This window comes from Kribbella antibiotica (assembly GCF_004349055.1).
In the GTDB taxonomy this organism is placed as follows: domain Bacteria; phylum Actinomycetota; class Actinomycetes; order Propionibacteriales; family Kribbellaceae; genus Kribbella; species Kribbella antibiotica.
The window spans coordinates 19,239-42,217 of the sequence record NZ_SMKX01000055.1; the positions used below are offsets into that span (position 1 = coordinate 19,239).

22 protein-coding genes are annotated in these 22,979 nt (G+C 67.8%); 5 read left to right on the forward strand and 17 right to left on the reverse strand.

The genetic code is table 11. The annotated features are described in order from the left end of the window. Positions 1-115 precede the first annotated feature (115 nt). The 4 genes from E1263_RS19875 to E1263_RS19890 are packed head-to-tail and all read right to left on the reverse strand — an operon-like array spanning position 116 to position 4,748. Entirely contained in the window at positions 116-1,582 is a 1,467-nt protein-coding gene (locus E1263_RS19875; protein WP_132169482.1) for a mannitol dehydrogenase family protein, read from the reverse strand. Then, positions 1,579-2,412: a carbohydrate ABC transporter permease gene (locus tag E1263_RS19880; RefSeq protein WP_238161337.1), complete on the reverse strand. Its 834-nt coding sequence runs from the start codon at positions 2,410-2,412 to the stop codon at positions 1,579-1,581. The genes E1263_RS19875 and E1263_RS19880 overlap by 4 nt, the downstream gene beginning before the upstream one ends. Positions 2,413-2,420: 8 nt before the next feature. Then, a complete protein-coding gene (locus tag E1263_RS19885) occupies positions 2,421-3,371 on the reverse strand; it encodes a carbohydrate ABC transporter permease (RefSeq protein WP_132169486.1) in 951 nt (316 codons plus the stop codon). 12 nt (positions 3,372-3,383) lie between these two features. Next, positions 3,384-4,748: an ABC transporter substrate-binding protein gene (locus tag E1263_RS19890; protein ID WP_238161338.1), complete on the reverse strand. Its 1,365-nt coding sequence runs from the start codon at positions 4,746-4,748 to the stop codon at positions 3,384-3,386. Between the two features lie 143 nt (positions 4,749-4,891). Here E1263_RS19890 and E1263_RS19895 point away from each other — a divergent pair, with 143 nt between their 5' ends. Next, positions 4,892-5,845, forward strand: coding sequence for a sugar-binding transcriptional regulator (locus E1263_RS19895; RefSeq protein WP_202868967.1), 954 nt, complete (start codon positions 4,892-4,894; stop codon positions 5,843-5,845). Between the two features lie 6 nt (positions 5,846-5,851). After that, positions 5,852-6,640 carry a phosphotransferase gene (locus tag E1263_RS19900; RefSeq protein ID WP_132169490.1) on the forward strand — a complete coding sequence of 263 codons (789 nt, stop codon included), beginning with the start codon at positions 5,852-5,854 and terminating at the stop codon, positions 6,638-6,640. On the opposite strand, the gene E1263_RS19905 is transcribed toward E1263_RS19900, so the two are convergent. Beyond that, positions 6,597-7,016, reverse strand: a complete 420-nt coding sequence (locus E1263_RS19905) for a hypothetical protein (protein ID WP_132169492.1) — start codon at positions 7,014-7,016, stop codon at positions 6,597-6,599. The genes E1263_RS19900 and E1263_RS19905 overlap by 44 nt on opposite strands. A gap of 59 nt (positions 7,017-7,075) precedes the next feature. Between E1263_RS19905 and E1263_RS19910 the strand changes: the two genes are divergently transcribed. Then, entirely contained in the window at positions 7,076-7,672 is a 597-nt protein-coding gene (locus E1263_RS19910) for a uridine kinase family protein (RefSeq protein ID WP_202868968.1), read from the forward strand. 30 nt (positions 7,673-7,702) lie between these two features. Next, a complete protein-coding gene (locus E1263_RS19915) occupies positions 7,703-8,353 on the forward strand; it encodes a hypothetical protein (protein ID WP_132169496.1) in 651 nt (216 codons plus the stop codon). 3 nt (positions 8,354-8,356) lie between these two features. On the opposite strand, the gene E1263_RS19920 is transcribed toward E1263_RS19915, so the two are convergent. From E1263_RS19920 to E1263_RS19970, 11 genes are all read right to left on the reverse strand, one after another. Beyond that, positions 8,357-11,173 carry a BTAD domain-containing putative transcriptional regulator gene (locus tag E1263_RS19920; protein ID WP_132169498.1) on the reverse strand — a complete coding sequence of 939 codons (2,817 nt, stop codon included), beginning with the start codon at positions 11,171-11,173 and terminating at the stop codon, positions 8,357-8,359. A 12-nt stretch (positions 11,174-11,185) separates the two neighbouring features. After that, complete coding sequence (locus tag E1263_RS19925; protein ID WP_132169500.1) at positions 11,186-11,620, reverse strand: TadE/TadG family type IV pilus assembly protein; 435 nt, start codon at positions 11,618-11,620, stop codon at positions 11,186-11,188. After that, on the reverse strand, positions 11,617-11,991 hold the full coding sequence (locus E1263_RS19930) for a TadE/TadG family type IV pilus assembly protein (RefSeq protein WP_132169502.1): 375 nt from the start codon (positions 11,989-11,991) through the stop codon (positions 11,617-11,619). Before E1263_RS19930 ends, E1263_RS19925 begins: the two co-directional genes overlap by 4 nt. A 37-nt stretch (positions 11,992-12,028) precedes the next feature. Beyond that, entirely contained in the window at positions 12,029-12,439 is a 411-nt protein-coding gene (locus E1263_RS19935) for a TadE family protein (protein WP_132169504.1), read from the reverse strand. A gap of 10 nt (positions 12,440-12,449) precedes the next feature. Beyond that, positions 12,450-12,653: a hypothetical protein gene (locus E1263_RS19940; protein ID WP_132169507.1), complete on the reverse strand. Its 204-nt coding sequence runs from the start codon at positions 12,651-12,653 to the stop codon at positions 12,450-12,452. A 28-nt stretch (positions 12,654-12,681) separates the two neighbouring features. Further along, positions 12,682-13,599, reverse strand: coding sequence for a type II secretion system F family protein (locus tag E1263_RS19945; RefSeq protein WP_132169509.1), 918 nt, complete (start codon positions 13,597-13,599; stop codon positions 12,682-12,684). Next, on the reverse strand, positions 13,596-14,480 hold the full coding sequence (locus E1263_RS19950; RefSeq protein WP_132169511.1) for a type II secretion system F family protein: 885 nt from the start codon (positions 14,478-14,480) through the stop codon (positions 13,596-13,598). Before E1263_RS19950 ends, E1263_RS19945 begins: the two co-directional genes overlap by 4 nt. After that, complete coding sequence (locus E1263_RS19955; RefSeq protein ID WP_132169513.1) at positions 14,477-15,784, reverse strand: TadA family conjugal transfer-associated ATPase; 1,308 nt, start codon at positions 15,782-15,784, stop codon at positions 14,477-14,479. The genes E1263_RS19950 and E1263_RS19955 overlap by 4 nt, the downstream gene beginning before the upstream one ends. Further along, complete coding sequence (locus tag E1263_RS19960) at positions 15,784-16,578, reverse strand: CpaE/TadZ family protein (protein WP_132169515.1); 795 nt, start codon at positions 16,576-16,578, stop codon at positions 15,784-15,786. Before E1263_RS19960 ends, E1263_RS19955 begins: the two co-directional genes overlap by 1 nt. After that, positions 16,578-17,303, reverse strand: coding sequence for a hypothetical protein (locus E1263_RS19965; protein WP_132169517.1), 726 nt, complete (start codon positions 17,301-17,303; stop codon positions 16,578-16,580). The genes E1263_RS19960 and E1263_RS19965 overlap by 1 nt, the downstream gene beginning before the upstream one ends. 270 nt (positions 17,304-17,573) lie before the next feature. Next, positions 17,574-17,765: a hypothetical protein gene (locus tag E1263_RS19970; protein WP_132169519.1), complete on the reverse strand. Its 192-nt coding sequence runs from the start codon at positions 17,763-17,765 to the stop codon at positions 17,574-17,576. Positions 17,766-17,825: 60 nt separating this feature from the next. On the opposite strand from E1263_RS19970, the gene E1263_RS19975 reads away from it, so the two are divergent. Further along, positions 17,826-18,095 carry a hypothetical protein gene (locus E1263_RS19975; protein WP_132169521.1) on the forward strand — a complete coding sequence of 90 codons (270 nt, stop codon included), beginning with the start codon at positions 17,826-17,828 and terminating at the stop codon, positions 18,093-18,095. Positions 18,096-18,175: 80 nt separating this feature from the next. Here the strand turns inward: E1263_RS19975 and E1263_RS19980 are convergent, their stop codons facing one another. Then, positions 18,176-22,705, reverse strand: a complete 4,530-nt coding sequence (locus E1263_RS19980; RefSeq protein ID WP_132169523.1) for an FtsK/SpoIIIE domain-containing protein — start codon at positions 22,703-22,705, stop codon at positions 18,176-18,178. Positions 22,706-22,979 lie beyond the last annotated feature (274 nt).

Genomic DNA, 22,979 nt, shown 5'->3' on the forward strand with positions numbered 1-22,979 from the left:
ATGGCGGACCGCCCCCACTCACTAACCTCCACCGAGCAAGCCCCCGCACGCTCAGCTGAGCGTGCGGCAGGGTCCTCAAGACGACTTGGTGAGTGTTGGCGGTCCGGGCTCCACCCTAAAGCGATTCGACCGTCCGCCGCGCGCCGATCTCGTGGAGCGACTGCAGCGCCGCGGTGTACTGAGCGACAAACCGCTCGTCCGCAGCCAGATCTCCGAACAGATCCGGGTCCGAGATGAACGCGAGCGGATCGGATCGGTTGAGTTGCGCCCGCTCGACCAGCTTGTCGCGCAGGCGGTCGACAACCTCGATCGGCGCCCCCTGCTCGTCGACACCTTCGGCGTACCGGGCCCACGACGCGACGACGAGCGCCGACCGCTTGATCTCGCGGCCGGCCGCGAGCTGCTCCCGGATCACCGGCACCAGCCACTTCGGAATCCGGTCCGAGCTCTCCGCACACAACCGCGCCAGCGTGTCCTTGACCTCCGGGTTCGCGAACCGCTCGATCAGCTGATGCCGATACCGATCCAGGTCGACCCCGGGCACCGGCGGCAGCGTCGGCGACCCCTCGTCGGTCATGTAACCGAGGAGGAAGTCGATGAACAGCTTGTCCTGGCTCACCTCGTGCGCATACCGGTAGCCGGACAGATACCCCAGGTAACACAAGGCCTGATGCGACGCGTTCAGCAACCGCAGCTTCATCAACTCGTACGGCTCGACATCGTCGACGATCTGAACGCCGACCTCTTCGTACGCCGGTCGCTCACCCCCGAAGTCGTCTTCGAGCACCCACTGCGTGAACGGCTCGCACACCACCGGCCAGCCGTCCTCAACTCCGAAAGTCGAGGAAAGCGCCGAGCGATCACCGTCAGTGGTGACCGGGGTGATCCGGTCGACCATGCAGTTCGGGAACCGCACCTCATTCTCCAAGTGCGAGGCCAGGTCGGCATCCTTCAATCGCGCGAAGGCCGCGAGCATCTTCTTAGCCACATGCCCATTGCCCGGGATGTTGTCGCAGGACATCACCGTGAACGGCGGAATCCCGGCCGCCCGTCGCCGGGCCAGCGCCTCGACCACGAACCCGAACGCGCTCCCCGGCGTCGCACCCGGTTCGAGATCAGCGGCCAGCCCGGCGTCGGACGTGTCCAGCTCCCCCGTCACCTGGTTCACGTGGTACCCACCCTCGGTGATCGTCAGCGAGACGATCCGGGTCGCGGGGTCGACCAACCGCTCGAGGACCGCTTCAGCTGAGTCCGGCGCGAACAGGTAGTCCACGATCGAGCCGATCACCCGCGGCTCGAGAGTCCCGTCCGGATGCTTGATCACCAGCGTGTACAGGTGATCCTGCGCGGACAGTACGTCGGCCATCCGCTTGTCGTGCGGCAGCACGCCGACCCCGACAATGCCCCAGTCGAGGGCCTTCCCGTCATTCATCAGCGAGTCGAGATACATCGCCTGGTGCGCCCGGTGGAAGCCACCGACCCCGAAGTGCACGATGCCCGGTGATACCGCCGTACGGTCATAAGCCGGTACGGCGATGTCGTTGCCGAGGGCACTCAACGCGGCAGTGTTCAGCTGGGTCACTTGACCGCTCCCAGCGACAGACCCTGGACGAGCTTGTCCTGGGCCGCGAAGCCGGCGATGAGCACGGGCAGCGAGACCACGATCGACGCGGCACACACCTTGGCGAGGAACAATCCTTGGCTGGTCACGAACCCAGTCAAGAACACCGGCGCCGTCTGCGCCACTGTGCCGGTCAGCACTCGGGCGAACAGCAACTCGTTCCAGCTGAAGATGAAACAGATCAGCGCGGCGGAGGCGATTCCCGGAGTGACCACCGGCGCGACCACGGATCGCAAGGTCCTGGTGATCGAGGCACCGTCGACAGACGCGGCCTCGAGGATCTCGACCGGGACCTCGGACAGGAAGCTGCGCAGCATCCAGACCGCGATCGGCAGGTTCATCGACGTGTAGAGAATGATCAGCAACCAGATGTTGTCCAGGAAGTTCACCGACTGGGCGAAGAGGTAGATCGGGAGCAGCCCGGCCACCACCGGCAGCATCTTCGTGGACAGGAAGAAGAACAGGACGTCGGTCCACTTCTTCACCGGCCGGATCGACAGCGCGTACGCCGCCGGGAACGCCAGCAGGATCACCAACGCCGTGGACAGCACACTCGCCGTCAACGAGTTCGCCAGCGACGGCCAGGGGCCGGTGTCGAAGAACGCCTTGTAGCCACCGAGAGACAGCGGAGCCGCGATGTCCGGCGGGTTCTTCGCTGCGTCCTCCTCGGAGTGGAACGAGGTCAGCAGCATCCACAACACCGGCATTACGAACAGGATGCCGACGACCCAGGCGAGGCCGCTGAGGACGAACCCACCGCCCCGATTCTTCTTACCAGTAACGATTGTCACCCCGCTGCTCATTTGCCGCTCTCCTCTCGGAACAAGGTGGACACGGACCGGAGTGCGAAGGTCGCGATCGCGATCGTGCCGATCACCACGATGACGCCGGCCGCGGAAGCGCGTCCGTAGTCGTGAGCGGTGTAGAAGGTCTGGTAGATCGTGTACGGAAGGTTCGCCGTACCGAGTCCGCCGGACGTGATCGTGAAGACCGCATCGAAGTTCTGCACCACGTAGATCGAGCCGAGCAGCGCGGACAGTTCCAAGTACTGCCGAAGATGCGGCAGCGTCATGTAGCGGAAGATCTCCCACTGGTTGGCGCCGTCGATCCCGGCGGCCTCGATCACGTCGAGCGGCCGGCTCTGCAGCCCGGCCAGCAGGATCAGCATCATGAACGGCGTCCACTGCCAGACCAGCGCGAAGATGATCGACCACAACGGCTGGTTACTGATCCAGTCCGGCTGCGGCGCGTTCTCACCGAAGATCCACTTCAGCACCCCGTTGAACAGCCCGTACGACGGGTTGTACAGCGCGTGCTTCCAGAGCAGTGCGGCCGCCACCGGTACGACGAGGAACGGCGTGATCATCATCGTCCGCACCGCACCCCGGCCGCGGAACTTGCGGTCGAGCAACAGCGCGATTCCCAGCCCCAGCAGCAGACTGATCAGTACGACGCCTGCCGTGAGGAGGATCGTCACCCAGATGGCATGCCGGGTGTTGGCATCGGTGAGCACCCGACGGAAGTTGTCGATCCCGGCGAACCCGCGCTCGTCGGGGTAGTAGGCGTTCCAGTCCATGAAGGACGTGAACAGCGTGACCAGGAACGGCAGCTGGGTCACGACAATCATGAAGATCAGCGCGGGCAGCAGCGGCGCCCGCCGCGCCCAGTCACCGGTCTTACGCATGAACGACCCGGTTTGCGTCCCGGAGTGCTTCGGCTTCGACGGCGCATCTTTCGTGTCAACAGACATGGCTCACTCCCCTCACTTCGCCGCGCGCGAGCGATACCGCTCGGCGACGTCGTCGGCGAGCACTTGCCCGCGTTTCAGCGCTTCGTCCACAGTCATCCGCCCCGCGATCGCCGAGCTCACGTCCTGGCTGACCTGGGTGCCGAGATCCGGGAACTCCGGGATGTCGACGAACTGGATCCCGATCGCCGGCCGCGGCTGCGTGCCCGGATTCTTCGGATCGGCCGTCTCGATGGCCGCCTTGGTCGGCGCCGCGAAGGCCTCGGCCTCCTTCAGGTACGCCGGGTTCTCGTACGTCGAGGCCCGCTTACCGGCCGGGACGCGGGACCAGCCGAGCTTCTCGCCGACCAGCTGCTCGTACTCTTTGCTGGAGGCCCACGAGATGAACTTCCAGGCGTTGTCCTGCTTCTTGCTGGCCTGCTGGATGCTCCACGACCACGCGTACAGCCAACCCGAGCTGTCGGTCGCCTTCACCGGCGCCGGGGCGTAGCCGATCTTTCCCTTGACGGGTGAGTTCGGCGCCTCCAGCGATCCGGCGGCCGACGTCGCGTCGTACCACATGGCGACGTTGCCCTGGATGAGGTTGTTGAGGCACTCGGTGAAGCCAGCCTGCGGCGCACCGCGCTCGCCGTGCGCGCGGACCAGGTCGACGTAGAACTTGGTCGCCGCGGTGAACTCGGGCGAGTTCACCTGCGCCTGCCAGTCCTTCGTGAACCAGGTGCCGCCGAAGGTGTTCACCACGGTCGTGAGCGGCGCGAAGATCTGACCCCAACCGGGCTGACCGCGCAGGCAGATGCCGCGCATGTCGGGCTGGGCGTTGTCGACCTTGGCCGCGATGTCCGCGACCTCGTCCCAGGTCGGCTTGGCGGGCATCGTGACGCCCTTCGCCTCGAGCACGTCCTTGCGGTACATCAGGAATGACGACTCGCCGTAGAAGGGTTCGCCGTACACCTTGCCATCCTCACCGGACAGCGACTCGGTCATCGACTTCAGGATGTCGTCCTGGTCGAACTTCGGGTCCTTCGCGATGTGGTCGGACAGCGGCGCGATCCACTTGCTCTTGGCGTAGATCGGGATCTCGAAGTTGCTCAGCGTCGCCACGTCGTACTGACCGGCCTGGCTGGAGAACTCCTGACTGATCTTGTCCCGGACGTCGTTCTCCGGCAGCACCGTGAAGTTCACGTTGATGCCGGTCTCTTTGGTGAAGTTGTCCGCCGTCAGCTGTTGCAGATCGACCATCTGCGGGTTGTTCACCATCAGCACGTTGATGCTGTCGGCGCCACCACCACCGGCGCCACCGCCCCAGCCGGCACAACCGCTGACCGCACTCACCAGAAGTGCGACACCAATCGCTCCGACACGTTGTCCCTGTCTCGGCACGAGCCACTCCCTCATCGCTGCTCATTTGAGCAAGCTTCCGCTCACTGCCCCGAGTGAAGCGGAATGGGGGTTGACCTGTCAAGAGTCTGTGCAACACTGGTGCGCAGCTCCGCTCATATGAGCAGACGGTTTCGGGAGGTGTGATGGAACCCATCGCGGGGGGACCGGCCCAGCTGGTGCTGACGGCGTCGATCGCGCGCCGGTACTACGTCGACGGCCGGTCGAAGGTCGAGATCGCCGACGAGTTCCGGCTCAGCCGGTTCAAGGTCGCGCGGCTGCTCGACCAGGCGCGCAGCAGTGGGCTGGTGCGGATCGAGATCAGCCATCCGGGCAACGTCGACCTCGACCTGTCCGCCCGCCTCCAGGAGACCTTCGGGTTGCGGCGCGCGATCGTCGTGGACACGCCGGAGGTCGACCCGGCCGCACTCCGATTGCAACTGGGCAAGGCCGCGGCGGAGCTGCTCACCGAGATTGTCACGACCGACGACGTACTGGGGCTGGCCTGGGCGCGCGCCGTCACGGCGATGACCGACCAGCTCACCTCACTCGCTCGCGTGCCGGTCGTGCAGCTCACCGGTGCACTCAGCCGACCAGACGTCGAGGCGAACTCGGTCGAGCTCGTGCGACACACCGCCCGGCTGTCCGGTGGACCGGCATACCTGTTCTATGCACCCCTCGTCGTACCGGAGGCAACGACCGCGCGTGCCCTGCGGCAGCAGCCCGAGGTCGCCGAGGCGATCGGGCATTTCGACTCCGTCACCAAAGCCGTTGTGGGGCTGGGCTCATGGGCGCCCGGCCAATCCACCCTGTACGACGCCATGGACGAGAACGCGTGTGAGCAGCTGCAGAGACGTGGTGTCGTGGCGGACATCTCCGGAGTGTTCGTGGATGCGAAGGGCGTCCCGGTGCAGAGCAAGGTGACTGATCGGGTGATCGCGATCAACGCCGAGCAGATGAACGCGATCGACGAGGTGATCGCGATTCCGTACGGTCTCGGGAAGGTCGAGGCGGTGCGGGCCGCGGTGCGCAGCGGGTTGGTGAACGGAATCGTTACCCACAGTCCCCTCGCACGCGCCTTGCTGGACGAGGTCACCTAGCCCACCATGGGCGAAGTGGAAACCCCCTTGCTCGGCGGCACCGCCAATCGGGGACTCGTCGTCCGGGTCCGCGATACCGTCCGGCGACCGCTCCGGGTCAGCAGTCCCGCGACTCACGCCGTACTGCGGCATTTGGAGGACGTGGGATTCACCGGTGCACCGCGGTTCCTGGATGTCGACGACCAGGGTCGGGAGGTGCTGACGTACGTACCGGGTGAGACGGTCACGCCGCCGTACCCGGAGTGGTCGATGACGGATGCGGCGCTGGACAGCGTGGCCGTGCTGCTGCGTTCGTACCACGAAGCCGTCGCCGGGTTTGCGGCTGCGGACTACGAGTGGGCTGAGCCGGTGCCCGCGGCGTACGTGGACGGGACGGTCAGCCACAACGACCCGAACCTGGACAACATCGTGTTCCGGGACGGCGTTGCGGTCGCCCTGATCGACTTCGATTTAGCCGGGCCGGGATCAGGGCTATGGGACGTCGCCGCCGCGATCCGGCTGTGGGCGCCGCTGCGTCCGGCCGACGACATTCACGACGTACGGCGGGGACGCGCGCTCAGTCGGCTGCGTCGCTTCGCGGACACCTACGGGCTGGACGAGGCCGATCGCCGGCGGCTCGTCGCGGCAACGGCGGACAACCACGTCTGGTGTATGGACTACGTCCGCCGCGGTTCCGAGACCGGGCATCCCTGGTTCCACCAGCGGTGGACCACCGGCGAATCCGACCTGACCGCCCGCACCGACGCATGGTTCACTCGCCAGGCTCAGGCGCTGCAGGACGCGCTGCTGCGCTAGCTTCCTGCTGGCCCGCGTAGTAGTTCTCCTGCAGCTTCCGCACGAAATGCGGCAGGAACACCGCCGGCCCGACCGGCCAGGCCTGACCGCCGTCCATCAGGAGAGCCAGGCCGAAGGCCAGCACCGTGAGCGCGATCAGCACGATCCAGCCGTTCTGGCAGATCCACGGACCGTTGTCGGAGATCAGCCCCCACCGGGTCACCGCACCGACGAGAAGCAGCCCGGTCGTCAACGCGAGTACCGCGACCGTCGCGCCGTACTGCCAACCGTGCGCCTCCTGCCATGGATCGTCATGCCGGACCGCCCGCACCAACTGCACGACTCCTGCGATCGCGACCAGCGCGTACAGGACTGCTCCCAGCTTCAGCTTCGGCACACCTGAGTATCGCTAGGGGGTGGTTCACCGTTACCGACCCGTACCGGAGAATGGTGCGGGTGAGTGCGCGTGTGGTGTTGCTGGCCGGGCCGTCCGGGGCCGGGAAGTCGCGATTGGCGGAGCTGACCGGGCTGCCGGTCGTGCGCCTGGACGACTTCTACCGGGACGGCGACGACGAGGCAATGCCGCGCTCCCCGCTCGGCATCGTCGACTGGGATGACCCCTCCTCCTGGGACGGCGCGCGTGCCGTGGCCGCTCTCGAGCAGCTGTGCCGGACCGGCGAGGCCGACATGCCGATCTACGAGATCTCCGCCGACGGCACCGTCGGCCACCGCGAGTTCAGCACCGAAGCCTCCCCGCTGATCATTGCCGAAGGCATCTTTGCCGACCAGATCACCAGTGAGCTCAGGGATCGCGGTCTACTCGCTGTAGCCATCTGTGTGCGGCACCACCGGCTCGTCACCTTCGTCCGCCGCTTCCAGCGCGACCTCCGGGAACACCGCAAGCCCCCGTTCACCCTGCTCCGCCGCGGTCTCCTGCTGCTGCGCGACGACCCTCAGGTCGTCCGCCGCTGCGTCGAAGCCGGCTGCGAACCGATGACCCCGAAGTCCGCCCTGCGCCGTATCACCGCAGTGAAGGCCGATTCACACCGGTAGTTCGGCCGTTGTTCACTTCTGCCTGCTCGGATGGGGCTCGTGAACCGCTCGGCTCCTGGTATAGCCGCCGTAGTAACCGCTCTGCTGCTCGGCGTCACCGCCTGCGGCAACGACGCGGGCGCTTCCGTGCGCCCAGCCGCTGCCCCCGCCGCAGTGGCTGAGCAACCCGCGCCCAGCGCCCTGGCCGGTCTGGTCGCGCTCCCAGCGGGCTACATTGCCGACCCGAAGAACACCACCGGCCCCTTCACCACCGAGACCTACCTGGCGAACTACTCCGCCGAGCCGGCCCTGGACCGCGCGCTCCTCCTGAACGCCGGCTTCGCCACCGGCTACCGCGCCACGAGGCTCAGCCCCGACAAGAAGAAGCGCTACGTCATTCAGCTCTTCAAGGCCGCCAACCCCGCCAAGGCAAAGATCCTCCAGGCCGGCCTCTGGCGCCAGGAGACCCGCGACCACCCGTTCCAGGTCCCCGGCGCCCTCAGCAACGCCCACGCCGCCTATGACGCAGGCACCGAGAAGACCGAAGCCATCGCCGAAGCCAGCTTCACCGCGGGCAACTTGGTCGCGCTCCTGTCAGTCCGCCAATCGGCGCCCCTCAACACACCCATCACCCCGGACACCGCCCTCATCACCACCCAAGTCGCGCTTCAGCACACGCGGCTCACCAGCAAATCCAGCTGAGAGTCAGCCAGCCCGCCGAGCCCGGCTCGCATCTGTCGGCAGCAGTTCGTCGATCAGAGCTTCGGTTTCCGGACTGAGGACCAGACCGTGCTTGAGCACGCCCTCCCCCAACGTCTCAACCACCTTCTCCGCCGCGGCAGTACCGCCGTACCGGTGCTCAGCAATGAGCAGGTCCCGCCACATCAGATCGGAGCTCGAAGCCAGCCGGAGCCCGGCCCGAGCAGCACTGACCGCTCCAGCAGGGTCGTCGTCCCCCAGGGCCAACTGGGACAGCCGGTGGGCTGTGTCGACCACCAGGTCCGGCACGATCCGTTCGAGGTGAACGCGCGCGATCCACGAGTAGCCGCCCCGTGGCCGGCCGCTGAGGAACGCACCACGTACCAGGTGCAGGCTGCGCCGTAACAGCTCCCGCTCGTCCCGCACCGTCTGTGCGGTCCGCGAGCGCCGGACCAGGTCGCAGAAGCAGTCCCAGTCGACGGCCACCTCAGGCCCGAGGTACAGCCGCCCGTTCACGTCCTGACGCAAGTGGTGTCCACCTTGTGAGTCCGTGCCGAGCCACTGCCGGACCCGCTCGACGGTCGCGTCCCGCACGTCGGACGTGACGCCACGCGGCCAGACCGAAGCGCCCAGCACGCTCGGGTGAACGCCGCCGGGGTGCAGCGCGATGAAGGTCACGATCTCCATTGCCAAGGGCAACCGCTCGGCCTCGAAGGCATACGGGCTGCGAACCTCGACCGCGCCAAGGACACCGACCCGGACGCTGGCAGTGACCCAGTTCGAGTCGTCGCCGGAGCTGCCGGTCGGTGGAATCCGAACCCGGCTGCCACCGGACGGGAGCTGGGTCGAGGTCCGGGCCGCGGCGAGCAGTTCGGTGACCAGCTCGACGGTGGGCTCGGAAAGCCTGCTGGCCGAGAGCACCAACCCGAGCGCCGGGATCAGAAGCGTGCCCGACTCGTCCACCTGCAGCTGCCAACGGGCACCGGTCACGTCACCCGCGACCATCAGGCCGAACCCGGCCCGCGGCTGAGCAGCCAGTACTGCGAGCCTCCGCGCGGTGTCCTCGTCCGGTGGCGCACCCAGGACGACGTACTGCGGTGAAGCGTCCGCCGACCGGCTGACCCGGCCCGTGAGCACCTCGGCCTCCATCCCGCCCAGCTCGAAGTCGGGCAGCACCAGGTCGATGTCCGGAACCACCCGGAGCCGATCCGCGAGTACCTCACCGACCGAGTCCGGCAGTCCGGACGTGGTCACCCGGAGCTGGTCACCCCAGGGGTTCGTCGCCAACTGCACCGCGACCGAGGTTGCAACCTCTCGGGCAACGACCGAGTCACCGCGGACGCTCAACGCACCGCCGGCGGCCTCGAGGTCGACCAGCACATCGCGCTCGTGCTGGTCGCGACCGAGACAGACCAGGGCCGGGTACGGCGCCGGGCCGGTCGCATCGGCCGCGATCTCCGACCGTTCCAGCCGCCAGCGTCGGCCGTCGTCGAGCACCTGCCAAGAGGCCGGCGCATCCGTACGCGGAGGCGCCAGCAACAACTCGATGGCGTAGTCGTCGACCGCGGCGGCAAACAGCGGCGGCAACGGAACCCCGACCGCATCGCACTGGCCGACCAGGCCACGGAGCGCCCGATCGAGGGCCTCGGACCGGGCCGGGTCTGCGCCCGCTCGCAATGCAACCTCGGCGACCGTGGCTGCTGGCTCCGGGTCGCGGCCACGCCGTCGGTACCGCTCCACGAGAAGCAGGCCGAGCAGACCGGCTGCAACCAGACCACCGCCGAGCAGATCATTCGGAAGCCGCCAGCGTGAGTCCTGCTGGCCGTTGTCGCCGGCCGGCTGGTGCTCGCCGCCACCGGTCGGCGGCTGGTGGATGCCACCGTCCTTCCCGTCGCCGCCATCTCCGCCGCCGGCCTGTTCGATGTCTGGGGTGTCCACCCCAGGATTCGGCGTGTCGGTCTGGTGCGTATCGGACGCGGTCCGGACCGGTGCCGGAACGTGCTCGGCCGGCTGTCGCTCGACTCCGGTGGCGTCCTCGGGCATGACCAGCGTCCAGCCGGGCTGGATCAGCCGTGCGAGGTGCAGGTGCTGGCCGTCGGGCTGGACCCGCTCCTTGTTGAGCTCGTAGATCTCCTTGTAGCGTCGACCGTCGCCGAGGTGCTTGTCGGCGATGTCCCAGAGGCTGTCGTGATGGTGCCCGTGCGGGGCCTTCACGACGTAGACCCTCTTGCCAGCCAGCGGATCCTTGCTCGTCGCCTTCGTCGAGTGCTGCGGAGTGAATCGGTTCACGTCCACGTGCTCGTCGGCGGCCTGCTTCTCGGTCTGGGTCGTAGCGGAGATCGAGACGGACGACTTCGGCTCGATCGGGCTGCCGACGCTGCCGGTCACCGCGACCGCCTGACCGGCGGCGATCCCGGTCAGCAGCAGCGCGCCGACCAGGACCCGGGCCAGCCTCTGGCTCCCACCACCGAGCGGAATCGGCCGGGGCACACCGCGGCCGCGCACCGCGCTGGCGACCTCGGCGACCACACAGACGCTGAAATGCAGCCAGGCCAGCCAGACAACGGCCCGCAGCACGGTCAGCACGGCATCGATACCGATCGGCGCGGTCAGGTCCGCGCGAGTCGGCCAGCCGTGCGGGAACGGCGGCGGTCCGGTCAGCACGAGGAGCGCGACCGGCACCCCGATCACGAGCAGCAGCAGCGCGAGGGCAGCCAGGATCGCCATCGGAGTGGAACGGCGCTCCGCTGGTGGCTCCTGGTAGAAGCGGCCTGGATCCGGTGCCTCGGTGAACCGCCCGGGCCCGGGTCGCTGGGTCGTCATGCTTGTCGTCTCCTAGCCGATCCCGATCTGGGGTACCGCGGTGGCGTTACCGCGGATCGTGAACGTGCTGATGCCGATCAGCGACAGGATCGCCGTGTCCACCGTCGTCTGCGCCGACACACTCACCTCGTTGCCGTCCACAACGACCGAGATGTCCGTGTAGCCCCGGTCGCCGAGGAAGTTGGTGGCCACCGCGGTGGCCTGACCCGGATCGACCCGGACCTCCTGGAGGTTGCGCAGCGCGGGAACGTCGATCGCGTTCGCTGCCGAGCGGGCCGCCTGCTCGGTATCGTCAGTCAGCTGACTGCGCTTGTTGAGGGCGAGACCGCCGTCGATCACGATGCCGGCCCCGACCATCAGGACAGTGGCGAATCCGAGCATGAAGATCGTCGCGGAGCCACGCTGACTCCGGCGCCGCCCGCACGGCCGTCGGCCGAGCAGTGTCATCGTGTCTCCCGGAAGGTGTCGATCGGTGCCGAGCTGCTGATCGTCACGGTCTTCGAGCCGGGCAGGCCGATCAGCCCGAGCCCGTCGTACGAGACCTCACAACTGATGGTGACGGTCAGCATGCCGCCGGACACGAAGGCACCGCTCAGTTCCGGCCCGGAGCAGGCGCCGACGTCCTGGAGGGAGGCTGCCGTGATGTCGGCCACGACCGCCAGAGCACGGCCTTCGTCCTTCTCCAGGGTGGCCGCGCGGACAGCGTCCCGGGTGGTGGCCTCGATATCGCCGCGGACCGCAACGTAACGGCCACCGGCCACGACCAGCATCATGAACGCGACCATCAGTGGCGCGAGCAGGACGATCTCGACAGCCATCGAGCCGCGGTCTGAGCGCCATCGCGCATGGAGTCGCTCAGTTGCCCGCACGGAACTCCTCCAGCGGGGCCTGGACGACCTGGGTCACGGTCGGCGGGTCGACGAACGGCGTGATCTTCTGCGCGTGACCGGTCACCACGACCCGCACCTGCTGGGTGCCGACCGGGGTCACGCTCACCTGCACGTCCTCGAGGATGCCCTTGCCGATCTTGGTGGTGTACTCGACCCCGGCTACCTCGGCCTTGCCCGCGTCCAGCGTCGTCCGGGCCACCCGGGCAGTCTCCCGTGCCGCCGCGGAGGCAGCCTGGTTGCCGAGGTAGATCAATGACAGCTGGATCGTGAGGAAGATCGCCAGCATCAGAATGGGCATGTAGAGGACGAGCTCGATGGTGCTCGCACCGCGCTCGTCACGCCTCCGCTGGGCCCGCCTCCGGCCGAAGAGTTTCATCGCTACCCGGTCAGCCCAGGGGGAGGTTTTTGGCCTTACCGGTCAGCTTGGTCATGATGATCGCGCCGACCGCGATCGCGATCCCGATCACCAGCGCCGAGATCAGCACCCACTCGACCGCCGATGCACCGCCTTGCGACCGGCGGGCACGCTGGATCCGGCCCTCGACGAGGACCTTGAGCAGAACGATTGCCTGGTTGGTGGGGTTGAACATGTCGATCACTCCTCGGTGCAGGTCAGGCTCACAGCCCGACCACACGGGCTACCGCTGGATAGGTCAGGAACAGCAGAAATCCGACACACAGCAACATCTGTGCCATAAGCATGGACTGGGACCGTGCCTGGGCACGGCCTTCGGTGTCGGCGAGTTCCCGCCGACGCATCGAGATGGCCCGGGCCACCAGCGAGTCGCGTACCTTTGCGCCGTCCTCGGCGACCAGGGCCAGCGCCGCCGAAAGATCACGTAGTTCATCGATCGAGACCTCGTCACCGAGCTCACCGAGCGCCGCCCAGGGCGTGACGCCTTGCAACCGGGCCGTTTCGAGGGTGTCACGGATCCGGACGAATGCCCAGCCGTCACTGATTCCGGCGGCCGACGACAACGCCTCCGGTACGCCGCGACCGCCGGCCAGATTCATCGCGACAAGATCCAGGAAGGAGCTGACCACGTGCCGGAAGTCCCGTCGCCGGTCGGCCGCAACGGCCCGCAACTGGGCTGTCGGCAGCAGGGCACCGACCGCCGCGCCGATCAGGGCCAGCCAGATCGGAACGATCCCCGGCAGGCTCCCGGTCACGACGCTGACCGGCAGCAGCACGAAGAACGGCACGACGAAGCCGACCAGCGCACCCACCAGGCTGGTCGCCAGATGGGTCTCCAGGGACCGTCCGGAGATGCCGAGGTCGGCGCGGACCGAGGTCGGCAGCTGGATGCCTCGGGCATCGAATGCCCGGCGCAGGCCGGCCCCGAGCCGCCGCATCCGCAGCGACTCCTCCTGGTGCCGGCGATCAGCGGTCAGACTCACCTCGCGGCGGTAGCGCCGCCGGTCCGCATCCAGCTGCAGCAATCCCGCCGCACCGCTCGGGGCCGAGCTTCCGATGTACTGGATCAGAACCAGAATTCCGGCGCCGACCAAGGCGCCCGCCACCATCACCAGCGTCATCGCACACCGCCCCGGTCCGGGACCCGGTCACGGGCATGCAGGAAACGTTCAGGCACCTCGAAGGTGGACAGCCGCCGCAGCCAGAAGAACCCCAGGGCGAACAGGCCGAGGATGATCAGCAGCACGAACTGGCCGACGGGTGACGAATAGGGCTTGACGTACGGCTTGTTGAACAGCGAGAGACCGAGCACGACCACAACCGTGACGCCCATGACGATCTGGACACTGCGCCGGGTGCTGCGCCGGCCGGCGTTGACCCGCTGACGCATGTCGAGCGCGGCCCGGGCCGACTCCGACAGCGAGGTGAGCACCTCGCGCAGACCGGGCCCGCGCAGCCTGGAGTTCAGGATCAGGCTCGCGACGATGAGGTCGACACTGGAGTCGTCCATCTCGTCAGCGAAACGCTGAAGGGCCTGAGGCAGGGGGACACGCACCCTGAGCCGGTCCGCCAGTGCAGTCAGTTCCTTCGAGATCGCAGGCGAGGCGGCGTACGCCGTGGCCGGGATGGCCTGCTCGAGACCGACCGCGCCCGCCACCGTGTCCCGCAGAGACTCGGTCCAGCCGGCCAGCCCCTCCAGACGGCTGATCGCCTTCGCCTCCGCACCGGCTCCACCGAACAGCGCGGGCCAGACGAACACCAGGAATCCCATCGCCACGGCGGCCACCGGCCAGCGCGTGAGCAACAGGATCAGCAGCCCGACGCCAGCGGCGATCGGCAACCGGACACCGGCCTTGCGGAGCGCGATAAGCAACGCCGACGGCGGTTTCATCTCCTCGTCGTCCTCGCGCGGGATCAGCGCCAGGACGAGCAGCAGGATGCCGCCACCGACCAGCGCGCCAAGCAGGACGATCAGCAGCAGGTTGACCGACGGAGCCGTCATGAGGCCCACCCGGCCGGCGCCGTACCGCCGTAGCCGACCGCCTGGAGTTCGGGCAGGCAGCTGATCGGCGCGGCCGACACGATCACACCGTCGGGTCCGGCCTTGAAGATCTCGCTGGACAGCACGTGACCGTCAACACCGTTGACCTCGCGGACCGAGGTAATGATCCGGCGCAGCTCACCACCGGTCGCGAACTCGTTGCGGCGCTCGACGAACACCACGAAGTCGATCGCTCCCGCGATCAGCATCATGGTCGCGTCGGCCGGCAGTCGCTCGGCCGACTGGATCGCGTAGGTGCAGATGCGGTTGAAGACCTCCAGCGAGGAGTTCGAGTGGATCGTCGACAGCGAACCGTCGTTGCCCTGGCTCATCGCGTTCAGCATCGTGACGATCTCGTCGCCGAGCACCTCACCGACGATCACCCGGCTCGGGTTCATGCGCAGGCTCCGGCGGACCAGGTCTGCCATCACGATGGCGCCCTGCCCCTCCGAGTTCGCCAGCCGCTCCTCCAGCGACAACACGTTCGGGTGCAGGTCTTCGAACTCGCCAAGGCCGAGCTCCAGCGCCCGCTCGACGGTGACCAGCCGCTCGTCGGGCGGGATCTCGTTGGCCAGCGCGCGCAGCAAGGTGGTCTTACCGGCGTTGGTCGCACCGGCGATCATGATGTTCTTCCGGGCCGCGACGGCGGCGGACAGGAACGAGGCCAGGTCCGGCGACATCGTGCCGTACTGAACCAGCATGTCCAGGCTCACCCGGGACAGCCGGGCCCGCCGGATCGACAGCGACGGCCGCGCACAAACACCCATCAGCGCCGACAGCCGGCTCCCGTCCGGGAGCCGCAGGTCCAGCTGCGGGTTGGCCGAGTCGAACGGGCGGCTGGCCAGGCCCGAGTACGCCGCCAGAGTCTGGATCAGCTCGACCAGTTCGTCGTCGGACTCGGCAACCGGCGGGCCGAGCTCCTCGCGGCCGTCGGCGAACCCGATGAAGACCTTGTCGCAGCCATTGATGTCAATGTTCTCGACCATCGGGTCGTCGAGCAGCGGCTGCAGCCGGCCGACGCCGAACAGTGCGGCATGGATGCCGTCGGCAAGCTCTTGCTCCTCAACGGCACTCGGTGGAGTGCGGCCGGAGGCGATCTCGCCCCGAGCATGCGTCTCCAGCACCCGGCCCACCACGGCCCGAGCGAACTGACGCTCGTCTTCGGCGGTCATCAGGGGCAGGCCGTTGGCCGTGTCCTCCCGACGTTGCCGCGCCAGAACCTCGGCAACCTCTTCGCGCAACCGCCGTACCAGCGACTGATCCATCAGGCAGCTCCCCAGCCTTCAGCGGCTTTGGCGTTCTGCCGGGCCAGCGCTCGGAGACGCTCCGCGAGATCGGCCGCCGAACGCAACAACAACGATGTCCTGGCCTTCCGGCCGTCACCGGTCCGAACCGCCTCGGCGGCCTTGGTGTCCTCGGCCAGAATGCCGAGCACAGTGGCAGACAGCCGAGCTCGGTCCAAGATCCCCTGGACCTCACTGACCACGTGGGTGTCCCGGTACGACGCAATCAGCGCCACGCCGACCGGGATGGCGTCGTACGTGCCGAGTTGGAGCACCTCGGAGAAACCGCGGATCCGCTCCCGCAGGTGCGACAGGCCCTCGACCGTGGGCCGCGCAACCAGCAACAGGGCATCAGCATTTTGCAGGACTGGAACCGTCGCGGACCCAGGCATCAGCCGACCGCAGTCAGCAATGACGTCCCGCCCCGGAACGCTGCGGAACATGCGGGCCAGATGCTGCCACGCCGGCCCGAGCCCTTGCACCTGGCTGGGCGACGTGACCCCGACGACCACCTCGAGACCACCCGCCAGCATCTGCACGTGGTCTCCGAGCTGAACCTCGGTGCTTCCCCGCCGCACCGCCGCACCCAAGGACAACAGACCGCGCTCCGGATCAAGCGGTACGCCGGCCTGGTCGCGGTACCGCAGCGCGATGTCACCGCCGGCCGGATCGAGGTCCGCGAGGATCGGATCGCCCGGCCAGGACCCCGCCAGCGCCACCGCCGACGTCGTCACTCCCGGCGAGCCCTTCGCCGCCGCCATCACGAAAAGCCCCATTACTTCGGCTCCACCGACATACCGCGCTTCAGGACTGCCGCTGCGATCCGGTTGTTGCCTGAGGCATCAGTAATCGCCTTGATCAGGGTCTTGTCCACCAGCACCGTGGCGCTCTGGGCCGTCGTTGCCTTCTCCCCCAGCCCAGATCCGGTCGCCGACTGTTCGGGCACCTCGAGCACCGTCCCGGTACCGATCGACACCGGCGCCCCCGCGGTTCCGTTCGTGATCTTGATCAGCTCGACCAGGTCGCCTCGCTGCAGCCCTCCGGCCGGGATCCGGCCACCGATCAGGACGATGCCGACCTCGGCCTTGCCCTCGCCGATCGGTGCGACGGGAGTGACCTGCAGCGGATCCAGCAGTTGCCCCTTGAGCATGTTGACCTTCGCGTACCGATCGAGGATCTGGCTCAACTGGTCGACCCGAACCACACGCAGCGAGTCACCCGCCACCCGCGTCTCGGCAAGATCCTTCCGGGTGATCTGCTGACCCGCCCCGATATTGTTGCGGAGCTGGACGACGGCCTCGCGCTCGTCCATCCGTACCGCCAGCAACCCCGCGATCAACGCCCCGCCGACGATCAGCAATGCAGCAAGGGCCGCAACCGCCGGCCGCCGCCGCTTGCTGTTCGTCGGAAGCTTGCCGCCGGGTTTGCGGGTGGTCCCGACCCCGCGTTCGGCCCGCTGTCGCTGCCTGTCGACAGTTTCCCTGCCGGTGCTGGTGGACATCTGCCCCGCTCCTCGAATTCCGCAGGGCAACTCTGAACCGGTCCGGCGCAGCTCGCCCCCGTCTGGCGACCGTCCGACCTTACCGTCCGTGCAGGGCCAGACACACCACGCCCTACGTCGAACCGCCCTGCCGAACCCTTGACTTCATCCCACGAACGGCCATCGCCCGATCACAACCATTGCTCGTTTTCCTGGCCGGCACGCTACCGAGCGAAGACCAACTTCGTTCCTCGGCTCGCGCAGATGGTACGCGCCAACTGCCCGCACGGCTCACCTATCCGGAAGATTTGCACCTTGCTGCAAAGACATCCCGCCGATGGGTTGCGAGTGCTGTTGCAACAAGGTGCAGTTTTGTTGCAGGTCAGGCTCGGTGAATGCCAGGCTGCCATTGATGCCCTGAACAAGGACCGTGAACAGATGCTGTGCATCTGAGCGAGGGCAGGTCCGCAACTGGTCCTGCATAGCGTTACGTTGTAGCCACGAGGTGCTTCGTTGGCACCACCAGGAGATTGGGGAGTTCCTATGTCGGGAGACATGGTCGGCGGCAGCCTGCCGGAGATGGAAGCTTTGAAGAAGAAGCTCACCGAGTTCCAGACCCAGCTGAGCCAGCTGAAGACTGCGTCTTCGGGTGTGGTCACGAGCACGACCTGGAAGGGCAAGTACGCGGACGACTTCCGCGCTGCCTGGGGTCAGTGCGCGAAGAACATCAGCAACATCGAGGCAGACCTGACGCACGCCTCGACCGCGGTCGAGAAGAACCGTCAGGCCATTCAGACCGCCACCGGCGGCTGATCCGGCCTCGCCCGAAAGCCGGTCGGCCCCTCGAGGTCGGCCGGCTTTCTGCGTTTCCTGACGTTGTCAGGGGCAACGAATCAGTCCGGTTTGGCCACCTGGACGGGCTCCCATCGGCCGCCGACGACGAATAGGGCGCGGCCAGGGGGCGCGCCACCGGCCATTCCACGGGGCAGGTTGATACCGAAGATCTCGGCGTCGTCGTACTTCTGCGGATCCAGGACGATCCCGGCCCGGGACTTCTTCATCGAGGCGGCCGGCCCGCGGTACGCGGCGGTCAGGTCACCGGTCGAGCCCGCGCCGATGACCAGGTTGCCGGTGTCGCGCAGCATCCCGACCCGGGCGTCCACCAACTCTGACATCGCGCCGTCCATGCCGAGCAGTTCGAGGTCGTCGACCACGATCGCGAACGGGCTGCTCAGCCCGTCCAGCACGGACTTCACCTGCTCGGTGTCGGCCTCTGCGCCGTACACCCCGGCGATCCCCGGTTTCCCGGTCAGGTCGCGCAGCGGACTGCGCCGCGGCACGATCGCCACCACCTGCCAACCGCGGCTGGTGAGCGAGTCGATCATCGTCAGCAGCGTCGTACTGCGCCCGGAGCGCGGGGGCCCGACCACAAGCAGTCCCGGACCGTGCTCGTACGCGTCGAACGCCCGAATGCCAAGGTTGTCGCCACCTACACCGACCAGTACTTCGGTCGGCCGCAAAGGCTGCGGGCCGAGCTCCAGTGCGGCAGCCGCGCCGATCGAAGCCGGCAGCGCGTCGACGCGGAACGGCTGGAGCCGGATCGGGATCTCGGACGTGGGCGTCGCCGCCGCACCGATCCGGTGCAGAGCGGCGACCTGCGCCGTACCGTCGTCGTTCTTGTCCAGCAAGGCGATCTGGGTCTCCAGCAGGCCTGAGGAGCGGAACCCTCGGCCGGGCGGAAACTTGTCCGGCACCTCCTTGGTCGGCATGCCGATCATCAGGAAGTCGGACGGATCGGTCATCCGGAGCATCAAACGGTCTTCCATCAGGGTGGAGATCCGGCCGACCAGGGCGCTCTTGTCCGCGGTCATCACCACCTTGACGCCCGCGCCCGCGCCTTCCTGCAGGATCTGCAGCCATGCCTCGACGAGTCGGCTGTTGTCGACCGACTCGAACGCTGCAACGAACCCCTCCCAGCGGTCGAGGAGGACGACGAGGTACGGCATCCGCTCGTCCACCGGACTGGCGCGGCGCTGTTCGGAGACGTCCGCGAATCCCTTCGAGGCCAGCTCCTGCTGGCGGTTGCCGATGACGGCTTGCAGCCGGGCGGTGAGCCGGGTCAGTCGGTCGGCCTGCTCGCGGGAGACGACTGCTCCGGTGTGCGGCAGACTGATGATCGGAAGCAGCGCATTGTTTCCACAGTCCACGCCGTACAGGTGGATATCCTTCGGCTCGATCGTCCGGCCGATCGACCCGGCGATAGCCCGCAACGCCGCCGAGCGGCCGCTCCGGGGAGCGCCGATGATCGCCAGGTGCCCGGCGGACTCCAGGTCGTAGGTCGCCACCTGTCGCGCCTGCTGACTCGGCACATCGGCCAGACCGAACGGAATCGGCGGCAGCGCGCCGTCCTGGGGCGCGCTCGTCACCTCTAGGTCGTCGAGCGTGACAATGCCGTCCAACGGCGGCAGCCACGGGCTCGGCGGAGTCTTGATACCGGCCACCTCCGCCGCGCCCTGCAGCGCCTTCACCAGGGTTGCCAGGTCGGTCGGTACCAATACGTCGTCCTCGGCCTCCTGAACGTCGAAGGCGGCCGGACGACCGAGGTCGCGCCAGTCGATCGGCCGGACGCCAACGGTCGCGGCCACCAGCCCCGGCGGCCGACCACCGACGCGCGAAGTCTGAAACGGAATCAGCGACGAGTGCCCAAGCCGGGCATAACCGCGGCCGGGCGTGCCTTTGGAGATGTACGCCGCTTCGGGCGCCTCGATCACGTCCGAGCTGTCACCGGCGTCGGTGACCCGCAGCGCGATCCGCAGGTTGGTGTTCGCCTTGATGTCGTTGGTGACCACACCGGCTGGGCGCTGGGTGGCCAGGATCAGGTGGACGCCGAGAGACCGGCCCCGCCGGGCGATGTCGACGATGCCGGTGACGAAGTCGGGCAGCTCGGAGACCATCGCGGCGAACTCGTCGATCACGATCAGCAGCCGCGGCATCCGCTCGTCGGCCGGCTCCATCCGTTCGAGGTATTCCTCGATGTCCTTGGCGTTGGCGCGCTTGAGTTGGTGTTCGCGACGGTGCAGCTCGGCGGCCAGCGAAGCGAGCGCCCGGGTGGTCAGGTGACCGTCCAGGTCGGTGACCATGCCGACCGTGTGCGGTAGATGGTTGCAGTCCTTGAAGGCCGCGCCGCCCTTGTAGTCGACCAGCACGAACGTCATCTCGTCCGGTCTGTTGCCGACGGCAAGCGATCCGATGATCGACTGGAGCAGCTCGGACTTACCGGCACCCGTCGTTCCGGCGACCAGGCCGTGCGGGCCGTCCCGGACGATGTCGATGCCGAACGGACCTTCGGCGCCCTCACCGATGATCGCGTGAGTGGTCCGGCCGCCACCCGACGCCCAGCCCTGAGCGAGCAGGTCGGCCGAGGGGGCTTCCATCCCCAGCACTGTCAGGAGCCGGCTCGACGCCGGAATCGCGGTCGCCTCGTCACCACCCGAGACGTCCTGGATGGGCGCCAGCGACCGGGCGAGCCGGTCCAGCCATTGCGGCGTGACGATGTCCGGCCGAATGCCGTCGACGATCGGCGCGCCGGTCTGTCGCAGCCGCCACCACTGGCCGTGCGGCTCGATCACTGCGTTGGCCTCGTCGGGCAACTGCCGCCCGTCGCTGTCCAGACAGATGAACCGGACACCCACCGACGGCCCGTCGTTGAGCAGCCCGACCACACCAGGGAGGAGCCGGAGCCGACGAGCGCCGTCCATGATCACGACGATCTGCTCGGCGAACAGGGCCGGTTGCGGGACCGGCGAGTTCGCGTTCAACGCTTTGCGGCGTGCCTCGACCAACCTGGCCAGCTCGTTGATCCGCCGTACCGTCGTCTCGTTGTCGTTGCCGAACATCCCGAGGAAGCCGTCGTCCTCGGTCCCACGGACATGCGGAAGCCAGCGCATCCACTGCCACGTCGGTGCGGACTCAGGCGGGCACAGGACGACCAGCCGCAGCGCACGGGGGCTGTGCAAGGCCGCGAGCTGACCGGCCAGCCAGGCGCCGATCTGCTGAGCCGCACCGCCTGCGCCCGAGACACCGAGGACCCCGACGCCGACGAGCGGAAGGGTTGCCGGTACGTCGGGAGCCGTCCAAGTCCGCTTCCGCAGATGGCTGTCGAGCGATTGGTCCTCGACCATCACCTCGCTGGGGCGGTCGGCGATCCCGACCCGTAGTTCCAGCCAGTCGGGGTCGGACGGCCGACGCTCCCACAGGCGGGCCCGCGGACCAGTGGCGAACAACAGCACGGCTGCCGGGTCCGGCAGGTCGCGACGTCGAGCGTTGCGTTCGGCAACCAGTGCGCGGCGGGCGTCACGCTCGACCCGGGCCTTGCGTTCCTCGTACTTGGCAAGCTGGACGCGGTAGCCGGACTTTCCTTCTTTTCGGCTCTGCAGATACTGGCCGATGTACATCAGCGGCGAGAGCAGACCGAACAGCAGCATGCCTGGCTGCTTGAGAATCAGGGCAAGAGCGACGCTGCCGACCAGCGGCAACAGCATCATGAGGAGCGGAAAAGTGGGCTTCTGCCCCTTCTCCGGCTCGCTCGGCAGCGAGAACTCGGTCATCCGTGGCGGCGGCAGCAAGCGCGGCGGCCGGTTGAAGTCGAGCGTGCCACCGGCCGGGTTGGGCGACAGTGACGCATCCGGCGGCTCGACGGCCGCGAGGGTGAGCATGACGGGGCCGACGGTGAGCTGCGCGCCCGGTTGCCAGTCGCTGCCCGACCAACGACTGCCTGCGCTGAGGTCCCGGCGGTCCAGCTCGATCAGTGCCGGCTGCTGTCCGGGCTCCAGAACGTACGTCGTCTCTTCGTCACCGGTCTCGTCCGGGATCACGATCGGGCCGGCCATCGGATCGACCGGCCGCTCCATGCCACCAGCCCCACCGAGCTCCTCGGGGCGGATTGTCACCTCACCAGCGACCGAGACGTTCAGCGTCGCCACCAGCGGCGGGACTCCGGAGCTCATCAAGCGCACGCCTGCATCGGCCGCGCTCCCCATCGTGTAGGTCCCCATCCCGAGCCGGTGCACCGAACCCGCGCCAGGACCACTGACCACCCGCAACTCGACGACGCCCTGCGGCTCGGCCGGCACACACCCACGCGAGTCCCCGATGCTGAGAAGCGTCCCCTCACGCAACGGCGAAGCGGCCAGCTCCAGCCGCGGATCCACCGGCTTCCCGTCCACGAACACCGGCGGTGTGCGGTCCTCGACCGGCCCCGGATCGCGGAGGTTGATCACGTTCCCCGGCGTCGCCACATCCCGCCCGACCGCCGCCACCAACCGAGGCACCAACGCCCCCACAGTCAGCCCAGGCTCCGCATCGACCAACACGTCGACGCTCTTCCCAGCCGCCGGATCAGCCACCGTCAGCACAAACCGCATGCGTCCCAATCCTTCGCCTCGGCCAGCCCGTCCCGCCGATCCTGTCACGACTCCCGGTGCACAGCCCCTAAGCCCCAGGCGTAGCCGTCGGCCGCGGCGTTGGAAAGGTTCAGCTGGACACGGTCTGCCCGATCAACGCCACCGTATCCTGCACGGCGCCACCACTATCGATCCCCTCGCCATCAAAACTTGCATCAACCTGCAAGCCCACAACGACTTCCGGTACACCCTGACGCAGTACATTGGTTTGTTCACAAACGTAGCGGCCCGCTGG